Source organism: Pseudoclavibacter sp. JSM 162008, assembly GCF_041366455.1.
Lineage (GTDB): Bacteria > Actinomycetota > Actinomycetes > Actinomycetales > Microbacteriaceae > Pseudoclavibacter.
In genome coordinates this window covers 79,928-98,456 of sequence record NZ_JBEWYX010000002.1, presented here as the reverse complement: position 1 = coordinate 98,456, position 18,529 = coordinate 79,928, and the positions used below count along the sequence as shown (strand labels likewise).

At 71.4% G+C, this 18,529-nt stretch carries 11 protein-coding genes; 3 read left to right on the top strand and 8 right to left on the bottom strand.

Annotated features, from left to right (window positions below; translation table 11 throughout):
- Positions 1-43: 43 nt before the first annotated feature.
- The 6 genes from ABVF28_RS01920 to ABVF28_RS01895 form a co-directional block, all read right to left on the bottom strand.
- The gene (locus tag ABVF28_RS01920) at positions 44-847 is read right to left on the bottom strand and encodes a 4'-phosphopantetheinyl transferase superfamily protein (RefSeq protein WP_179557535.1); all 804 of its coding nucleotides are present in this window, start codon (positions 845-847) and stop codon (positions 44-46) included.
- Positions 844-1,644: an ABC transporter permease gene (locus tag ABVF28_RS01915; RefSeq protein WP_371029283.1), complete on the bottom strand. Its 801-nt coding sequence runs from the start codon at positions 1,642-1,644 to the stop codon at positions 844-846. Before ABVF28_RS01915 ends, ABVF28_RS01920 begins: the two co-directional genes overlap by 4 nt.
- Positions 1,641-2,624, bottom strand: coding sequence for an ATP-binding cassette domain-containing protein (locus tag ABVF28_RS01910; RefSeq protein WP_371029282.1), 984 nt, complete (start codon positions 2,622-2,624; stop codon positions 1,641-1,643). Before ABVF28_RS01910 ends, ABVF28_RS01915 begins: the two co-directional genes overlap by 4 nt.
- Positions 2,621-2,830, bottom strand: a complete 210-nt coding sequence (locus ABVF28_RS01905; protein WP_218855261.1) for an MbtH family protein — start codon at positions 2,828-2,830, stop codon at positions 2,621-2,623. Before ABVF28_RS01905 ends, ABVF28_RS01910 begins: the two co-directional genes overlap by 4 nt.
- An 80-nt stretch (positions 2,831-2,910) precedes the next feature.
- Positions 2,911-13,398 (bottom strand): amino acid adenylation domain-containing protein, encoded by a 10,488-nt coding sequence (locus ABVF28_RS01900; RefSeq protein WP_371029281.1) that lies wholly within the window; start codon positions 13,396-13,398, stop codon positions 2,911-2,913.
- Positions 13,399-13,502: 104 nt separating this feature from the next.
- The gene (locus ABVF28_RS01895) at positions 13,503-13,730 is read right to left on the bottom strand and encodes a hypothetical protein (RefSeq protein ID WP_104311480.1); all 228 of its coding nucleotides are present in this window, start codon (positions 13,728-13,730) and stop codon (positions 13,503-13,505) included.
- A gap of 119 nt (positions 13,731-13,849) precedes the next feature.
- On the opposite strand from ABVF28_RS01895, the gene ABVF28_RS01890 reads away from it, so the two are divergent.
- The gene (locus ABVF28_RS01890) at positions 13,850-16,618 is read left to right on the top strand and encodes a rhomboid family intramembrane serine protease (protein WP_371029280.1); all 2,769 of its coding nucleotides are present in this window, start codon (positions 13,850-13,852) and stop codon (positions 16,616-16,618) included.
- On the opposite strand, the gene ABVF28_RS01885 is transcribed toward ABVF28_RS01890, so the two are convergent.
- Positions 16,582-16,746 carry a hypothetical protein gene (locus ABVF28_RS01885; protein WP_371029279.1) on the bottom strand — a complete coding sequence of 55 codons (165 nt, stop codon included), beginning with the start codon at positions 16,744-16,746 and terminating at the stop codon, positions 16,582-16,584. The genes ABVF28_RS01890 and ABVF28_RS01885 overlap by 37 nt on opposite strands.
- 12 nt (positions 16,747-16,758) lie before the next feature.
- Positions 16,759-17,175, bottom strand: a complete 417-nt coding sequence (locus ABVF28_RS01880) for an NAD(P)H-dependent oxidoreductase (protein ID WP_371029278.1) — start codon at positions 17,173-17,175, stop codon at positions 16,759-16,761.
- Between the two features lie 70 nt (positions 17,176-17,245).
- Here ABVF28_RS01880 and ABVF28_RS01875 point away from each other — a divergent pair, with 70 nt between their 5' ends.
- The gene (locus ABVF28_RS01875; RefSeq protein WP_371029277.1) at positions 17,246-17,818 is read left to right on the top strand and encodes a TetR/AcrR family transcriptional regulator; all 573 of its coding nucleotides are present in this window, start codon (positions 17,246-17,248) and stop codon (positions 17,816-17,818) included.
- A 225-nt stretch (positions 17,819-18,043) separates the two neighbouring features.
- Complete coding sequence (locus ABVF28_RS01870) at positions 18,044-18,454, top strand: VOC family protein (protein ID WP_179557542.1); 411 nt, start codon at positions 18,044-18,046, stop codon at positions 18,452-18,454.
- The last annotated feature ends 75 nt before the right edge of the window (positions 18,455-18,529 follow it).

Below are 18,529 nucleotides of genomic sequence, written 5' to 3'. Positions count from 1 at the left end.
GGCCTTCCGGAGGCGGAGCGTCTGCGGAGGCAGGCGCAGCGTCTCACGTGAGGTGGGAGAGCTCGCCCTCGTCGTAGCCGGTGTCGGGCAGGCAGCCGAGTTCCGTCAGCAGCTCCGGCATCGTCCAGAGGCGCACCTCCTGCGGGCGGTTCGTCGCGACCGCGGCTCTTGCGCTGCCTCGTACCGCGAGCATCCGCACGCTGACGGGCGATGGGGTCGGTGCGGCAGGGTCACCGGGGCCACGAGAACCGGCGGAGCTGGGGGAAGGGGCGCCGTGCACGCGGTGCCAGCCGGCGTGCTGCGGGTCCGGATGCGCGTCGACGCGCAGCGAGGCGGGCTCGGTCCGCAGGCCGGTGCCGGAGACCTTCAGCGCCGCCTCCTTGGCGGTCCAGGTGCCGATGCGGGCGGCGACACCCGACGGCTGGCCGGCATCGCTGACGACCCGCGCGCGTTCGTCAGGGTGCAGCGCATACGCATCGAACCCGGCCCACAGCTGCCGCGGAACGGTCTCGATGTCGACGCCGATCGCATCCGCTGGGTCCGCGATCGCGACGAGCACCCGTCCAGCGCTCGTCGAGGAGCTCAGGGCCAGGTCGGCGCTGCGCGGCTGCCCGTGCGCTCGACCGCAGTCGGGGCAGAGGCGCAGGATCTCGAGCTCGCTCGCCTGCTCGAGCGGCAGGCCACGCCCCCAGGCCGCGAGCAGCCGGAGCGCGGCGCGTCCCGCGAGCGTTCGCCGGCGCAGCTCCTCGCTGCGCCTGGCGCTCGCCGTGACGCGGTCGTCCTCGCTCGCGCACTGCGACGCGGCGTCGAGCACCTCGTCGATGCCAGCGGCGAGCACGGCGATCATCGGCGGCTGATGCGGCGGTACTGCCACACGGCGATCGGCGCGAAGATCGCGATGATGGCGACGCTGCAGAGGAACGCATACAGCACGGCGTTCTCGGCCGGCCATCCGCCGGCGGCCGTGAAGCCGCTCGGAGCCGCGTTCCCGAAGAGCTCTCGAACGGCGCTTGCCACCGCGGTCACCGGGTTCCACTCGGCGAAGGCGCGAAGAGGACCGGTAAGCATGTCGGCCGAGACGAAGGCGCCCGAGATGAAGCAGACGGGGAAGAGCCAGAGGAGGCCGAGGCTCTGCGCGACCTCGACGCTCTTGGCGGTCAGCGCGATCGTCGCGCCTATCCAGGAGGTCGCGAAGGCGAACAGCAGGAGCAGCCCGAACGCGAGGAGCACCTCGAGTGGGCCGGATTCGACGCGCCAGCCGATCGCGAGTCCGCAGGTCAGGATCACGGCGATCGAGATGATGCTCGTGACGAGGTCGGAGCTCGTCCGACCCAGGATGACACCAACGCGTGACATGGGCAGCGTGCGGAGCCGGTCGATGAGGCCCGACTGGAGGTCCTTCGCGAGGTAGACGGCCGTGAACGAGGAGTTGAAGGTGAGCGTCTGCGCGAGGATGCCGCCGATGAGGAACTGCCGATAGTCGGCTCCGCCGAGCGCCCCGCCGAAGACGAACGCGAGGATGAGCACGAAGATGATGGGCTGCGCGATGCCGGTGACCAGCGCCCCCGGCGTGCGCTGGACGTTGAGGACGTTCCGGCGGGCGACGATGCCGCCGTCGCGGAATGCCGCGGTGATGGCGCTCATGCGGTGACCGCCTCTCGCTCGTCGTGTGCGGTCGCATCCTCGGCCGGTTCATCCGGCCGCTGGCCCGTGATCTGGAGGAACACCTCATCCAGCGTGGGCTGCCGGAGAGCGGCCTCGCTCGTGGCGATGTCGGCGTCCTCGAGCGCACGTAGGACCGTGGACAGGTCGTGGCTGCCACGCGGTGCCTTGGCGGTGATGCGCACGCCACGGTCGTTGATGGACGCCCCGCCGCTGATCATCGTGACGAGGTCGAGCGCGCGGTGTCCATCCTCGGACGATTCGAGGACGAGGTCGATCGACGCCCCGCCGGCTCGGGCCTTGAGCTGGGCGGCCGTGCCCTCCGCGACGATGCTGCCTGCGTCGATGACGAAGATGGAGTCGGCGAGCTGGTCGGCCTCTTCCAGGTACTGCGTGGTGAGGAGCACGGTCGTCCCCGCCGTGGCGAGGGTCTGGATGGCGTCCCAGGTGTCGCGGCGCCCGCGGGGGTCGAGGCCGGTGGTCGGCTCGTCGAGGATCACGACGGGCGGTCGGGCGACGATCGCACCCGCCAGGTCGAGGCGTCGGCGCATGCCGCCGGAGTACTCGCCGGCTCGCTTCTTCGCCGGCAGGTCGTCGAGCCGGAAGTCGCGGAGCAGCTCGTGGGCCCTGGCGCGGGCGTCTCGCCTACGCATGCCGTAGAGCTGGCCGACCATCGTCAGGTTCTCGACTCCGGTGAGCTTCTCGTCGACGGCCGCGTACTGCCCGGAGACCCCGATGCTGCGGCGGACGTCCTGGGCCTCATGCCGCACCGAGTGGCCGGCCACCTCGACGTCGCCCTCATCGGGGTCGAGCAGCGTCGTGACGACGCGCACGGTGGTGGTCTTGCCGGCGCCGTTCGGTCCGAGGAGCGCGTGGACGGAGCCGGCGGGGATCTCGAGGTCGACGCCGTCGAGCGCGGTGAAGTCGCCGAAGCGCTTGCGCAGGCCGCGAATCGAGATCACGAGACCGCCAGGTCGCGCTCGCGGACCGGCGTGATGTCTCGCCAGTTCTCGGTCACGTAGTCGAGGCAGGCCTGCTTCGGGGCCGGTCCGTAGACCACGACCCACCCTGCTGGGACGTCGGCGAAGTCTGGCCACAGGGAGTGCTGCTGCAGATCGTTGACAAGAACTCGGAACTCTGCGGATGTGTCATCGAACGGATTGGTCAAGATGTTCCCTTCTCTCGTCACGCGGGGGTTCCTGATGGAGGTGGCGCGAATGGTTCTCCAAGTGCTTCGGAGCCCGTTCGCTATCGGTTGGGGAATCGCGCGTGTGAATCCGACATGAGGCGATCGAGCTCCGGAGCGACCTCGCCGAGCGCTGATTCGTCGAGGAGCGCGGAGTGGCGCGCGTGGACTGGGCTCGAGGTCACCGTGCCAGTCGTGTGCGGTGCCCAGGCGTCGGGTCCGGGCCGGTCAGCCGGGACATCGACGCTCGCCTCGAACACGTGCAGGTCGCCGTCGAAGGTCGGCACGGGCGTCGTGTCGAGGAGGGCGCCCACGCGCAGGAAGCCGCGCACCATCCGCTCGATACTTGCCGAAGGGATGTCCGCGAGTGGGTTGCCTGCCCCTGCGAGCAGGGCGCGGACCGCATCCGCATCCAGCTCGTCTGCTGGCGCCTCCACCTCGTTCGCGTCGAGGAAAGCACGCCACATGCGGTCGCCACCGTCGACGCCCGCGACCGAGGAGTGCTCGGTCGGGTAGGCGTCGAGGATCGCGAGGAGCGCGACCTCGTCGCCGCGGCGCTGCAGGTGGGCGGCGAGGTGCTGAGCGAGGCGGCCGCCGAACGACCAGCCGACGATCCGGTACGGGCCTGCCGGCTGCACGGTCTTCATCGCGTCCACGTACTCGTCGAGCAGCTCGGCGAGCGTGTCGTGGTTGCTCTGCTCGCCGTCGTCCGGGGCGATGCCGGGCAGCTGGAGGCCGTAGAGCGGGCGGTCGCCCTTGAGGTGTGCGAGCAGCCCGGCGAACTTCCAGGAGATGCCGCTGGCCGGGTGCACGGCGAAGAGCGGTTCCTGGGCGGCAGGGGAGCCGTCCTCGCGGGCGGGCCGCAGCGGCAGGATCGTCCGGAGGCTCTCCGCGATGTCGCCGCCTCCGGTGCTGGCGAGGGCAGCGAGCCCCTCGACGGTGGGCGCCTGGAACATGGCCTGCACGGGCAACTCGACGCCGAGGGCCTCGTTGATGGCGCGGATGGTCGGCTGCGCCACGAACGAGTGGCCGCCGAGCGCGAAGAACGAGTCGTCCGCCCGCACGTCCTCGACGCCAAGCACCTCGGCGAAGGCCGCCGCGACCGCCAGCTCGGCCCGCGTGCTCGGCTCGCGACCGGCCCCGCCCGTCGTCTGGAACTCGGGGAGCGCATCCCGGTCGAGCTTTCCGTTCGGGGTGAGGGGGATGCGCGGGATGATCTCGAGGCCCACGGGATGCATGTAGTCGGGCACCGTGCCGCGCACGGCATCGAGCACTCGGCTCGCGAGCTGTGCTCGGGCCTCGTCGTCTGCGTCCGGGTCGCCGCCAGCGATGCCGGGGTCGCTCGGCACGATCCAGGCGCCGAGCGCGAGTTGCCCGGCCGAGTCGACGGGAAGGACCACGGCGTTGGCGACGCCCGGCTGGGCGCCGATCACGCGAGCCAGCTCCTCCGGCTCCACGCGGTGGCCGCGGATCTTGAGCTGGGCGTCGCTGCGGCCGAGCGACACGACTCGGCGCGGTTCGCCGTCGAGCGCATCCCGCACGACGACGAGGTCGCCCGTGCGGTACATGCGGCTGCCGTCGCGGGCGAACGGGTCGGCGACGAACCTGTCGGCGGTGGCTTCCGACCGGCCCGTGTAGCCGTGGGCGAGCTGCGTGCCGGCGAGCCAGAGCTCGCCGACGCTGCCGACGGGGCTGGGACGCAGCTGGCTGTCGAGCACGTAGCCCACGACGTCACCCGTCGTCGCCCCGAGCGAGGGGGCCGCCGTCTCGCCGATATCGGCGAGCATCGAGTCGACGCCGACCTCCGTCGGGCCGTAGAGGTTCCACGCGCGAACCGTCGCTCGTCCACGCAGCCAGCTCCACAGCTCAGCGGTGATCGCTTCGCCGCCGAGCAGCATCGTGAATCCGTCGCCGTCGCCGTCGGGGAGGGAGTCGAGCCAGCTCTCGAGTCGGGTCTGCTTCATGAGCGCCTCGACGTAGCTCGGGGTGGTCTCCCACGCGCCGATCCGCCGGTCCGCGAACAGCTGCACAAGCGCCTCGGGGTCACGGCGCACGTCGTCGGCGACGATGTGCAGCTCGTGTCCGCTCGCGAGCCACAGGATCGGGTCCATGGCGGCGTCGAAGCCGACGCCCGTGGTGTGCGCCACGCGGATGCGACGCGTCGCCGCATCCGGCGGCAGGAGGGTCGATCGGTGGCTGCGGAGCAGGCTCGCGAGGGCGCGGTGGGGCACCTGGACGCCCTTCGGCACACCCGTCGTCCCCGAGGTGAAGATCAGGTAGGCGGGGTCGTCGAGCGACACCTCGGGGAGACCGGCGGCCTCGTGCTCCGTGGAGCTGTCGGCGAGGAGCTCCTCGAGTCCGCCGTCGAGGATGACGGCTGGCTCTGCGGCCTCGATCATCGCGTCGACGCGCTCGCTCGGGTACTCGGGGTCGATCGGCATGGCGACTGCGCCGGCCCGCCATACGGCGAGCAGGGCGGCGGCCGTGTCGACCGAGCGCGGCAGGCGGTAGGCGACGACGTCGCCGCGGCCAACGCCGCGTCGGCGGAGCGCGCCGGCGAGCCGGTCGATGCGAGCCGTGAGGGTGCCGAAGTCGAGCGCTCCGTCTGGGGCCACGACCGCTAATTCCGTGGGCGTGCGCGCGGCAGACGCGGTGAAGGCGGCGAGCACCGCGCTCGGCTCGGACGTCGTGCCGGCGTCGCTCGCCTCCTGGAAGGGCCAGGCACGCAGGCGCCCTGGCGTGCCTGGCACCGGGATCGCCTCGAGGGGCGCATCCGGCGTCTCGGTGGCCGCCGCGAGGTAGGCGAGGAGCCGCTCGACGAGGCCGCCGGCCGCGGCTGCGCTGAAGAGCGCCGAGTTGTACTCGAGCACGCCTGGCACGTCGGCGCCGGCCTCTGCGGTGCGCAGCGTGAAGGACAGGTCGAACTTCGCGCCGCCCGTGCTCTCCGGAGCGACCGGGGTGACGGCGACGCCTGGCAGGGCGAGGGGGAGCTCGCTGCGCTCCTCGACCGCGAGCATCGTCTGGAAGAGGGGGTGGCGTCCGAGGACACGCTCCGGGGCCATCGCCTCGACGATGCGCTCGAACGGCACCTGCTCGTGGTCGATGCCGAAGAGCGCCGCCGTGCGGGCCGCCTCGACGGCGTCGGCCAGTGTCGCCTCGTCGCCGAGCTGCACGCGGAGCGGCAGCGTGTTGACGAAGAATCCGACGAGGTCGCTGAGATCGGCGTCCTGGCGGCCGGCCGAGGGGGCCCCGATGACGAGGTCCGTGCCGGCACCGGTCCGCGCGAGGAAGCCGGCGATCGCGCCGAGCCAGCCGTGGAAGACGCTCGCCGACCTGCCGGTCGCGACGGAGCCGAGCGCGCCCGCGACCTTCGCGGGGATGCTGAAGTCGAGCTGGCCGGCAGGCTGCGCGCTCTGCGCGGCCCGCGCGCCGTCGGCAGGGAGCTGCAGCACCGACGGGGCGCCTTCGAGGTGGGCGGTCCACGCCCCGACCTGCTCTGCTTCATCCGCTGGCGCCTCGCTCGCCCGGATCTGGCGCGCGAAGTCGGCGAACTGTGCGGGCAGCGGGCGCCGGAGCGGCACCGAGCCGCTGCGCCGTGCCGTGTAGGCCGTGGCGAGGTCGTGCGCCAGCGGCGCGAGGGAGGCGCCGTCGGTGGAGATGTGATGGAGGACGAGCTCGAGCAGCCACGAGTCGTCGCCGGCGGGAGTCAGGCCTGCGCGCAGGGGAAGCTGGCTCGTCAGGTCGAAGCCGGCCGATGCATCGACCGGCTCGTGCTGGAGCACACCGGCGGCGGGTTCATGGATGCGCTGCACCGGAGCCCCATCGACTTCGGGGTACGTGGTGCGCAGCACCTCGTGTCTCGCGACGAGGTCGTCGACCGCGCCGGACAGCGCTTCGAGGTCCAGGTCGCCGTCGAGGCGGGCGCTGAGCACGACGTTGTAGTCGCCGGATTCGGGGGCGAGCTGGTTCAGGAACCAGAGGCGTGCCTGGCCGGGCGAGAGCGGCAGGGCTTCGCCGTGGACGCGCGGGTTGGCTGCGGTCCACTCGGCGAGCGGCGGGTGCGAGCTCGGCCCACCGGTGGGGTCGGCCATCGGGTGCTCGCCCGTGCGGCCGAGCACGGCAAGGAGGGCGGCCGGCGTGGGGGCGTCGAAGATCGCGCGCAGGGGAGGGGCGGCGCCGAAGCGCTGGCGCAGCTCACCGGCGAGCGCCACGGCGAGCAGGGAGTGCCCACCGAGCCGGAAGAAGTCGTCGTCCAGGCCGACCTCGTCGAGGCCGATGACGGCGGCGAACGCCTCGCACATGCTGTGCTCGTCGTCCGTCTCGGGCTTGCGGGAGCCCGCGGCCGACTCCGGGGCGGGGAGCGCGGCGAGGTCGACCTTGCCGTTCGGGGTCAGCGGGAGCCTCTCCAGCACCGTGACGGTGGCCGGAACCATGTACTCCGGCAGCTCGGCGCGGGCGAGGGAGAGGACGGCGTCGGCGTCGGCTGCCCCGGCGACCCAGGCGACGAGCCTCGCGCTGTCCGGACCTGCCGGCGCGTGGATGGTCGCGACGGCGGCCTCGACGCCCGGAGCGCGCTCGAGGCTGCGCTCGACGTCGCCGAGCTCGATGCGGTAGCCGCGGAGCTTCACCTGGTCGTCGTCGCGGTGGAGGAACTCGAGTTCGCCGGAGGGGTGGCGGCGGACGATGTCGCCGGTCCGGTAGAGGCGGGTGCCGTCTCCCGAGGGGTCGGCGATGAAGGCGCTCGCCGTCTCGGCGGTGCGTCCCAGGTAGCCGTGGGCCTCGGAGGCGCCAGCGAGGTGGAGTTCACCCGGCACGCCGTCCGGCACGTCGCGGAGGTAGCCGTCGAGCACCCGAGCGGTCACGTTGGCGACCGGGCGGCCGATGCGGACACCTCCCGGCTCGGTCAGGCGCGTCACGACGGAGTCCACCGCGAACTCGCTCGGGCCGTAGAGGTTCCAGGCCTCGATTCCGTCAGCGCTGAGCAGGGAGTCCCAGAGGTCGGACGAGACGGCCTCGCCGCCGAGGGCGACGAGCAGCGGCGTCTCGCGTTCGGCGCTCTGCTCGAGGAGGCCGGTGCCGATGAGCTGGCGCACGTACGAGGGCGTCGTCTCGAGCACGTCGATCGAGGAACCGGACACGCGCTGCACCAGTTCGTCGGCGTTGCGCCGCGTGGCGTCGGACGCCATCACGAGGCTCGACCCCGCGGCAAGCCAGAGGATCGGGTCCCAGGCGGCGTCGAAGCCGAGGCCGGCTACGTGCAGGACGCGCGGGGGGCGCCCGCCGAGGAGCTCGCGGAGCGGGGAGATCATCGCGTGCAGGTGCTGCGCGAGGACATTGGCGAGGGCGGAGTGCGGCACCTGGACGCCCTTGGGCACACCGGTGGTGCCGGACGTGAACACGAGGTAGGCGGGCTGCTCGGGGAGCGGCAGGGCGGGCAGGTCGAGGTCCGACTCGCTGGCGCCGAGCTCGACGAGAGAGGTGGGGGCGACGGTCCGAGTCCCTGACTCGTCGGCGAGCGAGCCGAGGCGCGTCTCGTCGACCGCGACGAGCAGCACGGGGGTGCTGGCGTCGAGGATCTGCGTGATGCGGGCATCCGGGTAGTCGATGTCGACGGGCACCGCGATGGCACCGCTTCGGAGCGCGGCGAGCACGAGCGTCACGGCGTCGCCGGAGCGGGGCAGCGCGATGGCCACCCGGTCTCCGCGGCGTACGCCTGAGGCGACGAGGCCGCGGGTGGCGGCGTCGATGCGCTCGCCGAGCTCGGCGAAGGTGAGAGGCTCGGTGTCGTCCTCGAGGGCCAGCTCTCCGGGGAGGCGGCGGATGCTCGTGGCGAGTTCATCGAGGATCGTCCCGTCCATCGGCAGGCGCTCGCCGCGGGCCTGCGCGTCGATCCGCTGCTGGGTCGCCCGGTCGAGGGCCGGGAGATCGGAGAGGGCGAGCTCGACGGTGTCGATCATGGCGGAGAGCATGCGGTCGACGGTGTCGCGCATGCGCCCGATCGTCGACTCGTCGAAGAGCGCGAGGTCGTAGGCGAGGGCGGCCTCGAGCGGGCCTTCGTCGCCGGCGGGGGTCGAGAAGTCGAGCATGAGGTCGGTCTTGACGCCGGCGGTCGTGACCTGGCTCGGGACGGTGACGACGACCTCGCCGAGGTCGAGCTTCGCCGGCTCGGTGTTCTGGAGCGTGAGGAGCACCTGGAAGACGGGGTGGCGGTCGGCCACGCGCGGCGGCCGGAGGGCGTCGACGACCGCATCGAACGGCACGTCCTGGTGGGCGTACGACTCGGTGTTGCCCACGCGCACACGCTCGATGAGCTCGCCGAGCGTCGGGTTCCCCGCGAGCGAGGTGCGCAGCGCGACCGTGTTGACGAAGAAGCCGACGAGTCGCTCGAGCTTCGGGTCCACGCGTCCGGCCACGGGGGTGCCGACGACGATGTCCGTGCCGGCGCCGTGCTGGCCGAGCGCCGCCGCGACTGCCGCGTGCAGGACGATGAAGAGACTCGTCCGATGCTGCGCCGCGACCTCGCGGAGGGCGCGGTGGCGCTCCGCATCCAGTTCGAAGGCGAGGTGGCCGATGTCGCTCCGCCGCGCGCCGCGCTCGCGGTCTCGCGGGAGGGCGATCTCGTCGGGTGCGTCGGCAAGCGTGCGCCGCCAGAAGTCGAGCTGGGTGCTCATGGCGCTCGATGGGTCGTCCTCTGAGCCGAGCGATTCCCGCTGCCACAGCGTGTAGTCGGCGTAGGAGACGGGGAGCGTGGGCAGCACGTCGTCGGCCGGGGCGCGCCTCTCGCCGGCGGCCGCGGCGACGTGGCTCGAGTACGCCGCGGAGAGGTCGGCGGCGAAGGGGGCGAGCGACCAGCCGTCCGAGGCGATGTGGTGCATCGTCGTGACGAGCACGTGGTTCGTCGGCGAGGTGCGCAGGAGGACAGCGCGCAGCGGCACCTCGCGGGTCACGTCGAAGGGGCGCAGCGACTCCTGGCGGACGATGTCGTCCACCCGGTCTTCTGGCACGTCGACGGAGGTGAAGGCGGGGGCGCCGGCGTCGATCGGGAGGATGCGCTGCCTCGGCTCGCCATCGACGTAGGGGAAGACCGTGCGCAGCGGCTCGTGGCGCTCTGCGATGTCCCGGAAGGCGGCCCGGAGCGCCGCCTCGTCGAGCGTGCCATCGAGGTGCAGCACGATGGGGATGTTGTAGGCGCTGGAGCCTGGCTCGAGGCTGTTCAGGAACCACAGGCGCCGCTGGGCGAGGGAGACCTGGAGTTCGTCGCCGTGGGGCGTTGGGGCGAGGGGGCGGGTGCGGGCGGCGTCGGCGCTGTCGTCGTCGAGCGCGGCGAGCCCGGCGACGGTCGGGCGCTCGAAGACGTCGCGCACCGTGATCTGCCGGTCGAGGCGCTCCGTGAGCTGCGAGGCGAGTTTGGTGGCGAGGAGCGAGTGGCCGCCCGCGCCGAAGAAGTCCTCGTCGACGCCGATCGACTCGATGCCGAGCACCTCGGCGAAGGCCTCTGCGGTGACGCGCTCGGCGCGTGTGCGCGGCTGCTGCACGGGGTCGTTCGGGCGCTGCTCCGGGGCTGGGAGTGCCCGCCGGTCGAGCTTGCCGTTCGGGGTCATGGGCAGCTCGCTCAGCGCGAGCACGCTGCTCGGGACCATGTAGCCGGGCAGGTCGGCGGCGAGTGCGGCCTTCGTCTGCGCCGCGAGGTTCTCCTGCTGGCGCTCGCCGGTCACGTACCCCACGATGCGGGCGGATGCGCCGTCGCCCACCACGATCGCGGCGGCGGCTGAGACCCCGGGCTGCCTGCGCAGCGCGGCCTCGACCTCCGCGAGCTCGACTCGGTACCCGCGGATCTTCACCTGCTCGTCGATGCGGCCGAGGAAGCGGAGCGAGCCGCTGCGACGGCGACGGACGACGTCGCCCGTGCGGTACATCCTGGTGCCGTCCCCGGCGAACGGGTCGGCGAGGAAGCGCTCGGCGCTGAGGCCGGGCTGGCCGACGTAGCCGGACGCGACGTTGGCGCCGGCGAGGTAGAGCTCGCCGATGGCGCCGTCCGGCACCGGGGTGAGGGAGGCGTCGAGGAGGTAGTGGCGCGTGTTGCGCACCGAGCTGCCGATGTGCGGCTCCGAGCCCTGCACGATGGGCGCGATGAGGCTGTCGACGGTCGTCTCGGTGGGGCCGTAGAGGTTGAGGGCGGAGACGTCCGGCTGGGCCGCGAGCGCGTCCCAGAGGGCGGGCCCGACGGCCTCCCCGCCGAGCGCGATCTCGGTCGGGTACCTGTCCTGCTGGAAGAGTCCGCCCGCGATGAGGGCCTCGGCGAACGACGGGGTCGTCTCGATCGCGTCGATGCCGTGTTCGGCGAGGTAGGTGGCGAGGCGCTGCGGGTCGCGGCGCACGTCGTCGTCGATGAGGTGCAGCTCGTGGCCGGCGAAGAGCCAGAGCAGCGGGTCCCACGCGGCGTCGAACGAGAGGCCGGCCGTGTGGGCGACCCTCACGGGCCGGCCGAGGCGCTCTGCCGCTGGGTCGAAGATCTCGGCGCGGTGGTGCTCGAAGAGGTTGCGCAGGGCGAGGCGGTCCACGCCGACGCCCTTGGGGCGCCCGGTGCTTCCCGAGGTGAAGACGACGTAGGCGAGCTCTGAGGGGGAGACGGGTGCAAGGCCGCTCGGGTCGGCGGGTCGCTTGCGCCAGGCGATGGACGTGTCGGCGTCGATCGGCAGGGTCGCGACGCGCCAGGACGCGCCATCGGCGAGGTCGCGCTGCTCCTGGGCCTTGCTGGTCAGCAGGAGCGCGGGCGATGCGTCCTCGATCATGTTGCCGACGCGGTCGATGGGGTACTCGGGGTCGAGGGGGACGTAGACGCCACCCGCCTTGAGCACGGCGAGCACGAGCATCGGGAGGTGCTTGCTGCGCTCGATGCGCACTGCCACCGTGCGCCCTGGACCGACGCCCTCGCCGACGAGGTGGTGCGCGAGGCGCGTCGAGAGCTCGTCGAGCTCCGAGAAGGTGAGCGTGCCGTCAGCTGCGACGACCGCACGAGCCGTGTCGCGGACCGCGGCGACCTTCGAGAACGCGCGCAGCACCGATTCCTGGCCGATGGGCACGTCGTCGCCGGAGCCCTGCCCGAGGAGACCGGCGATCTCGTCCGCTCGCACCACGTTGGCGTCCGTGACGGTGGTCGCGCTCGGATCGTCGAGCACCTGCGAGAGCAGCTCGAGCATCCGCCCCGCGTGCTCGCTGAGGATCTCGGCCGTGTAGAGCTCGGCGTCGCCTTCGAGCTGGAGCGTGGGCTCGGCGGCCTCGCTCGTCAGCCCGGAGATGACGACCGACAGGTCGTGCACCGGACCGGTCGAGAGGATGTTGACGGTGCCGCGCGCGCGGCCGAACACGAGCTCGTCGATGACGGGGAGCAGGTTGACGGAGGGGCCGGCGAGGGCGTGCGTCTGCGCGACCTCCTCGACCCGGAACTGCTGGTGCGCGACGGCGCCGCTCACGGCGTTGCCGGCGTTGGTGATGACCTCGGAGAGGCTCAGCCCCGGGGTGACGTCGACGCGCAGGGGCAGGATGCTCGACAGCATGGACGGGGTCGTCTTCGCGAGCTTCCCGCGCCTCGCCGTGACGGGGAGGCCGAGCGAGACCCGGACCTGGCCGGTCATCTTCGACAGGTAGAGGGCGACCAGTCCGACTGCCGTCTTCGGCATGTCGCGACCGAGCGCGCGCAGGCGCTTGGCGTCGGCGTCGGGGATGCTCGTCGACACGCGCACGACGCGCTTGGCCGCCCGGCCGGTGGTTCCCTCGAGCCCGGTCACGACGCTGTCATCGGCGAGCTGCTCGCGCCAGTAGTCGGCGTCGGCCGCGTGCTGATCGGAGACCGCGTACTCGTCGAGGTGGGCCAGCAGTTCGGGCAATCCGGGAAGGGGAGACGCGGTGCGCGCGGCCAGGTGCGCGATCGGGCCGGCGAGCAGGGCGCCGAGCACCCCGCGGGGGGCGCTCTTCTCGAGCCGGGTGTACGCGCCGGCGAGGTAGCGGAGGCCCACGACGGCGGAGTAGCCGTCGAGGAGCACGTGGTGCACACGCTGGAAGAGCAGCCAGCGAGCGTCCGCGACCCGGTACAGGGTCGTGCCCAGCAGCTCGCGTCCCGTCATCGGCCGCGGCGTCTCGAGCTCGCGGTCCATGCGCTCGAGGGCGACCTCGACCGCCTGATCCTCGCCGAGCTCGCGCAGGTCCGTCACCGCGAGGAGGTCCGCGGTGGGCGACGGGCGCTCGATGATCGCGTACGGCCCGTCGCCGTCCTCGGCGAGCACGAGGCTCATCGCGTCGAGGTCGGCCACGGTCTTCGTGAACGCGATCCGCAGCAGGCGCTCGTCGAGCTGCCCTCGCAGGTCCAGGTACTGGCCGATCTGGTAGCTCGGGTTGTCGGGATCCAGCTGCTGGGCGTACCAGATGCCGAGCTGCGCCGGGGTGAGGCGCAGGCGATCCGATGCCGCGCCGTCATCGTGCTGGCTGCTCGGGCCCCGCTGGCCCTTCGGGGTCTGCTGGCTGGTCTGCGTCTGCTGGCTGGCCTTCGTCACTGTGCGCTCCTCATAGCGGTGCCGAGGTCTCCCTCGGCACCTGGTCTCCTGCTGTGCTGCGGCTGGTCGCCGCGGCTGGCCCCCCTCAGACGGAGGCGCGGCCGCTACTGGAACTGGCCGATCTGCAGGGAGTTGAGGAGGCCGCCGAGGTCGATGAGTGGGCCGTCGATGAGGGGGCCGTTGATGAGCGCGCCGCTCGCCGTCGTCGAGACGGAGCTCGCCGGTGCGAGATCGGCTGCGCTCGCGGGGGCGGCCGTCAGGGCGACTGCGCCGAGAGAGAGGGCCGCGGCCGTGGAGAGGCTGGCGATGGTGCGCGTCGTCGTCTTCTTCATTGTCTTGCTCCTCAGTTCGCTGTGTGCCGGGTTGGTCACAAGAGTCCTTCGGAACCCGTCTGGCGGCGGTTTGGCAACAATCCGAGGCCTCTCGGTCGTTTCACAGCTAGCCTGAACGCGTGTTCGACTGGCTGATAGCTATCCCCCCGCTGCTCGTTGTCCTCCTCGTGGCCGTCATCGTCACGCTCGAGAGTCTCGGCTTGCCCTTCCCTGGCGAGAGCGTACTCATCGCCGCGGTGCTCATGAGCGTGGCAGGCACTGGGGTCGACCCGTGGCTGCTCGCCGCCGCGGCCGCCGTCGGCGCCATCGTGGGCGACTCGATCGGCTACTACATCGGCAAGCGCTGGGGAGCGCGACTGCTGCGCTACCTCTCGCAGCGGTTCCCGAAGCACTTCAGCGTCGCGCGCATCAACGCCGCCGTCGGGCTCATGCAGAAATGGGGCGCGTACGCCGTCTTCTTCGGTCGCTTCATCGCGCTGCTCCGCGTCTTCGCGGGACCCCTCGCGGGCGCCATGGCCATGCCGTACGGTCGCTTCTTCGTCGCGAACGCCCTCGGTGGCGTCGCCTGGGCGGCCGGTGTCACCGCCATCACGGTCGCCCTCGGGAAGAGCGCCCTCGCGCTCATCCACGCGTTCGGCTGGGCCGCGCTCGCCGTCGCCGTCGTCCTGGTCATCGTCATCGTCGCGGTCGTCGTCTACCGAGCCCGCAACCGACCTGAGGGGGCGGATGCGAGCAGCGAGACCGAGCAGGAACTCGACCTGCTCATCCCTGCCGCCCAGGATGCGCAGGAGACCGCTCCGGGAGGGGCCGCGGGTCGCGACGCCATCGGGGCGGCGGTCCGCCCACTCGTCACGTTCGCCCGTCGTGCTCCGTTCACGACCATCCTGGTCCTGGTCCTCATCGTCGGAGGCGTCGCCACCGGCGCGATGTGGCACCTGTCACGAGCGCAGCCCTGGTACGGAGACGTGGCCTTCGGCCTGCCGCCGCTCCAGGCCGGCATGTGGTGGACCCCCATCACGGGGTCGCTGCTCGGCAACGGCGCCTGGCACTACGCGCTCCTCATCGTGCAGCTGCTCATCGTGGGCGGTGTCTTCGAGTTCCGCTTCGGCTGGAAGCGAACCGCCCTGGTCTTCCTCGCCGGTCAGGCACTCGCCGTGCTCGGAACGCTCGCCATCGTCGCCGCGCTCGCCCCGACCGGGTGGGAGTGGGCGACCAGACTCGCGGGCAGCCTCGACGTGGGGGCATCCGGTGGCATCGCAGCGCTGACCGCCGCCCTCGTCTGGGTCCTCCGACCGCCATGGCGCCTGCGACTGGGTCTCGCGCTCGGGGCGCTCGTCTCCCTGCGCCTCCTCTATGTGGGCGACCTCGCGGACCTCGAGCACTTCCTGCCGGTCGCCGTCATCTTCACGATCTACGCCGTGCAACGGCACCGCAAGACGGGCCTCGCCACGAGCACGCGCGAAGACCGCCTCATCGCCTTCACGGCGCTCATCGGCCTCGGTGCGGCGCAGGTCGTCGCTGCCCTCTTCACGCTCGACGGACCGCTCGGCAAGTCGACCGCCGAGACCGAGACCTGGGTCGGCGTCGCGATCGACGTCGTCGTGATCCTCCTCGTCGCGAACGGCATCAGGCGAGGACAGCGCTTCGCGTGGATCGTCGCCGTGGCCCTCGGCATCTTCAACCTGCTCGAGCTCGCGCTCATCGTCCTCGACGTCGCAACGTCCGGCAGCCTCGACGACGGCCTGACCATGAACTTCACGGGCTCGCTGCTCTGGGTGCTCGTCGTGCTCTTCCTCGTCGTTGCCCGCAGGTCCTTCGCCGTGCGCGTGCGCCCGTCGAAGAACTCGATCTCCGGGGACCGGCGGGGAACGGTCGAGGAAGCCCGCGAGATCCTCCCGAGAGTCGGGGGCAGCACGATCTCCTGGATGACGCTCTGGCCCCGGAACCACTACCTGATGAGCCCCAAGAAGGATGGCTACATCGCCTACCAGGAGTACTCGGGGGTCGCGCTCGCGCTCGGCGACCCGGTTGCGCCCGCGACGGAGCTGAGCGACCTCATCCACGACTTCGCCTCCCGCGCCGAGCTCGCCGGGCACACGCCGGCGTTCTTCTCAGCGACGCAGGCGACCGTGGACGCCGCCCCATCCAGCTGGCAGCGAGTTCAGGTGGCGGAGGACACGATCATCGACCTCCCCGGTCTCGAGCTCAAGGGGAAGCCCTGGCAGCCCGTCCGCTCCGCCGTCAACCGGGCCGAACGCGAAGGCATCCGCTTCAAGATGACGACCCTCGCCGAGGAGCCGTGGGCTGTGCTCGCGCAGGTGCGCGCGATCTCCGAGGACTGGGTGGGTGACAAGGGGCTGCCCGAGATGGGCTTCACCCTCGGCGGCGTCGACGAGGCACTCGACCCGGCCGTGCGGCTCGGCATCGCGATCGATGACGACGGCAGCGTGCACGGCGTCACCTCGTGGCTGCCCGTCTACGGCAGCGAGGGCGAGGTCCGCGGCTGGACGCTCGATCTCATGCGTCGACGCGACGGTGGCTTCAAGCCCGTCATGGAGTTCCTCATCATCTCGTCGGCGCTGGCCTTCCGGGATGAGGGTGCCGCCTTCGCCTCGCTGTCGGGGGCGCCACTGGCGGGGTCCGGCGAGGCTCAGGCCACGGCGCTCGACCAGGTGCTGAGCCAGGTCTCGGAGATCCTCGAGCCGCTCTACGGCTTCTCGTCCCTGCACAACTTCAAGACGAAGTTCAACCCGAGGTACGAGCCCATGTACCTGCTCTACCGGGACGAGGCCGACCTGCCGCGCATCGGCATCGGCCTGACGCGTGCGTACCTCCCGACCGCGACGACGGGTCAGCTCATCAGGGCGGGACTCGGCGCCGGCAAGTAGCGCCTGGCGTCGTTCTCGCCGAGCGTGGACGCTTCGGCGAGCCACTGCTCGCGCTTCTCGGCCGTCGAGGTCTTGACGGGGGAGAAACGCGTGACCGCGATGGGCGAGAGGCCGATGAAGCCGAGCACGTGCGTCTTGAGCTACCGGACAGGTGTGTTCCCCGTGAGCCGCAGGTAGGTGCCGGGGCTGTCCGCAGTCATGATGATGCGCGCGCTGCGTCCCTTGAGGAGGCCCTTGGGGAACGTGCCCGAGGCGTCATAGGCCATGCGAGGGAGCAGGAGCCTGTCGAAGAACCCCTGGAGCAGTGACGGCACGGAGCCCCACCAGACCGGGGTGACGAGCACGATCCTCGTCGCCTCCTGGATGGCAGTCCAGGCCTCCCGCAGGTCGGGCTCCAGCTCCTGCCGCTTGGTGTAGCCGAAGCGCAGGTTCTGGTCGAACGCGAGGTCTCGCACGGCGAGGATCCTGGCGTCGCCGTGCGCGTCGGCGTAGCGCGTCGCGAGCGCGGCGCAGAGGGAGTTCGGGTTGGGGTGGCCGTCGATGACGAGGGTGTGCATGGTGGCTCCTGAGCCCTGAAGTGGACAGTGTCAAGATGTGGCGAGAGTCAGCCTAGCTACAATGTTGCTCATGTCAAGATCGGATGCGCCCTATCACCACGGCAACCTCGGCCCCGTCCTCGAAGCAGCCGGCGTCGAACTGCTGGCGCAGAAGCCGCAGTCATCGATCAGCCTGCGCGAGCTGGCGCGGGAGGCTGACGTCAGCCACAACGCGCCGTACCACCACTTCGGCGACAAGACCGGGCTCTTCAAGCGGCTCGGCGAAGTGAGCATGCAGCGGCTCGTCGACCAGTTCCTGGCCGCGGATGCGCCAGGCCTCGACGCGCAGGAGCGCGCGCTTGCGCTTGGCGCCGCCTACGTCGAGTTCGCCGTCGACAACCCGCATGCGTTCACGCTGATCTACGACCCGGAGGTGTGTGTGCCAGGTTCCCCGAGCGAGACCATGGCCCCGCTCATCCGTCAGCTCGAGGACACACTCGGCGACGCGGCGGCGGGACTTGACCCCGAGGCTGGCGCTGGGCGAATCGAGGCGCGCGCGACGGCCCTCTGGGCGACCATGCAGGGACTCGCATGTCTGGTGATCGCGGGGCATCTCACCCGTGCTGAGATCAGGCCCGCGATCGCCGAGTCGCTTCGGCGCTGAAGCGCCTCAGCCACGGTCTCGATGTGAGGCTCGAGTCAGGCGAGCGACTCGACGAAGGCGACGACGCGTCGTTCGCGCACCGCGGGGTGCTGGTCGGCGCGGTGACGGTCGTGAGGCAGGAGTTCAGCGAGATTCGCTGCCCGGAGGCGTCGGATTGTCGGCGGCTTGTGCCACGATCAGATTCAGCGACGATGACCGTCGTCGCGACCTATGAGAGGCCCGACCATGGCAGTCATCCTGAACCCCTACATCCACCTCATCGACAACGCGCGCGAGGCGCTCGAGTACTACAGGTTGGTCTTCGGCGGAGAGCTCGTCATGAGCACCTTCGGTGGCTCTGGCATGCCCATGGACCCTTCCGAATCAGAGAAGATCATGCACGGCCAGCTCACGACCACGAGCGGTTTCACGATCATGGCCTCGGACACCCCGTCCTTCATCGAGCCCAACCCGGGACGAACGGTCGAGATCTCCATCAGTGGCGATGCAGCGGACGAGCTGCGCGGCTACTGGGACAAGCTCGCCGATGGCGGCGAGATCGAGCAGCCCCTCGTGCAGGCGCCGTGGGGTGACACGTTCGGAATGCTCGTCGACCGCTTCGGGATCGCGTGGATGATCAACATCCTGGGAAGCTGACGAGTGCGCTGCATGCGATCAGCCTGACTGCGCCGTACACTTGACGCCGACCTACTGCGAGGTGAGTGACCCTGG

Coding starts and splice junctions, on each gene's coding strand:
- ABVF28_RS01920 (WP_179557535.1), bottom strand. CDS start 847: ATGATCGCCGTGCTCGCCGCTGGCATCGACGAGGTGCTCGACGCCGCG.
- ABVF28_RS01915 (WP_371029283.1), bottom strand. CDS start 1,644: ATGAGCGCCATCACCGCGGCATTCCGCGACGGCGGCATCGTCGCCCGC.
- ABVF28_RS01895 (WP_104311480.1), bottom strand. CDS start 13,730: ATGAAGAAGACGACGACGCGCACCATCGCCAGCCTCTCCACGGCCGCG.
- ABVF28_RS01880 (WP_371029278.1), bottom strand. CDS start 17,175: ATGCACACCCTCGTCATCGACGGCCACCCCAACCCGAACTCCCTCTGC.
- ABVF28_RS01875 (WP_371029277.1), top strand. CDS start 17,246: ATGTCAAGATCGGATGCGCCCTATCACCACGGCAACCTCGGCCCCGTC.
- ABVF28_RS01870 (WP_179557542.1), top strand. CDS start 18,044: ATGGCAGTCATCCTGAACCCCTACATCCACCTCATCGACAACGCGCGC.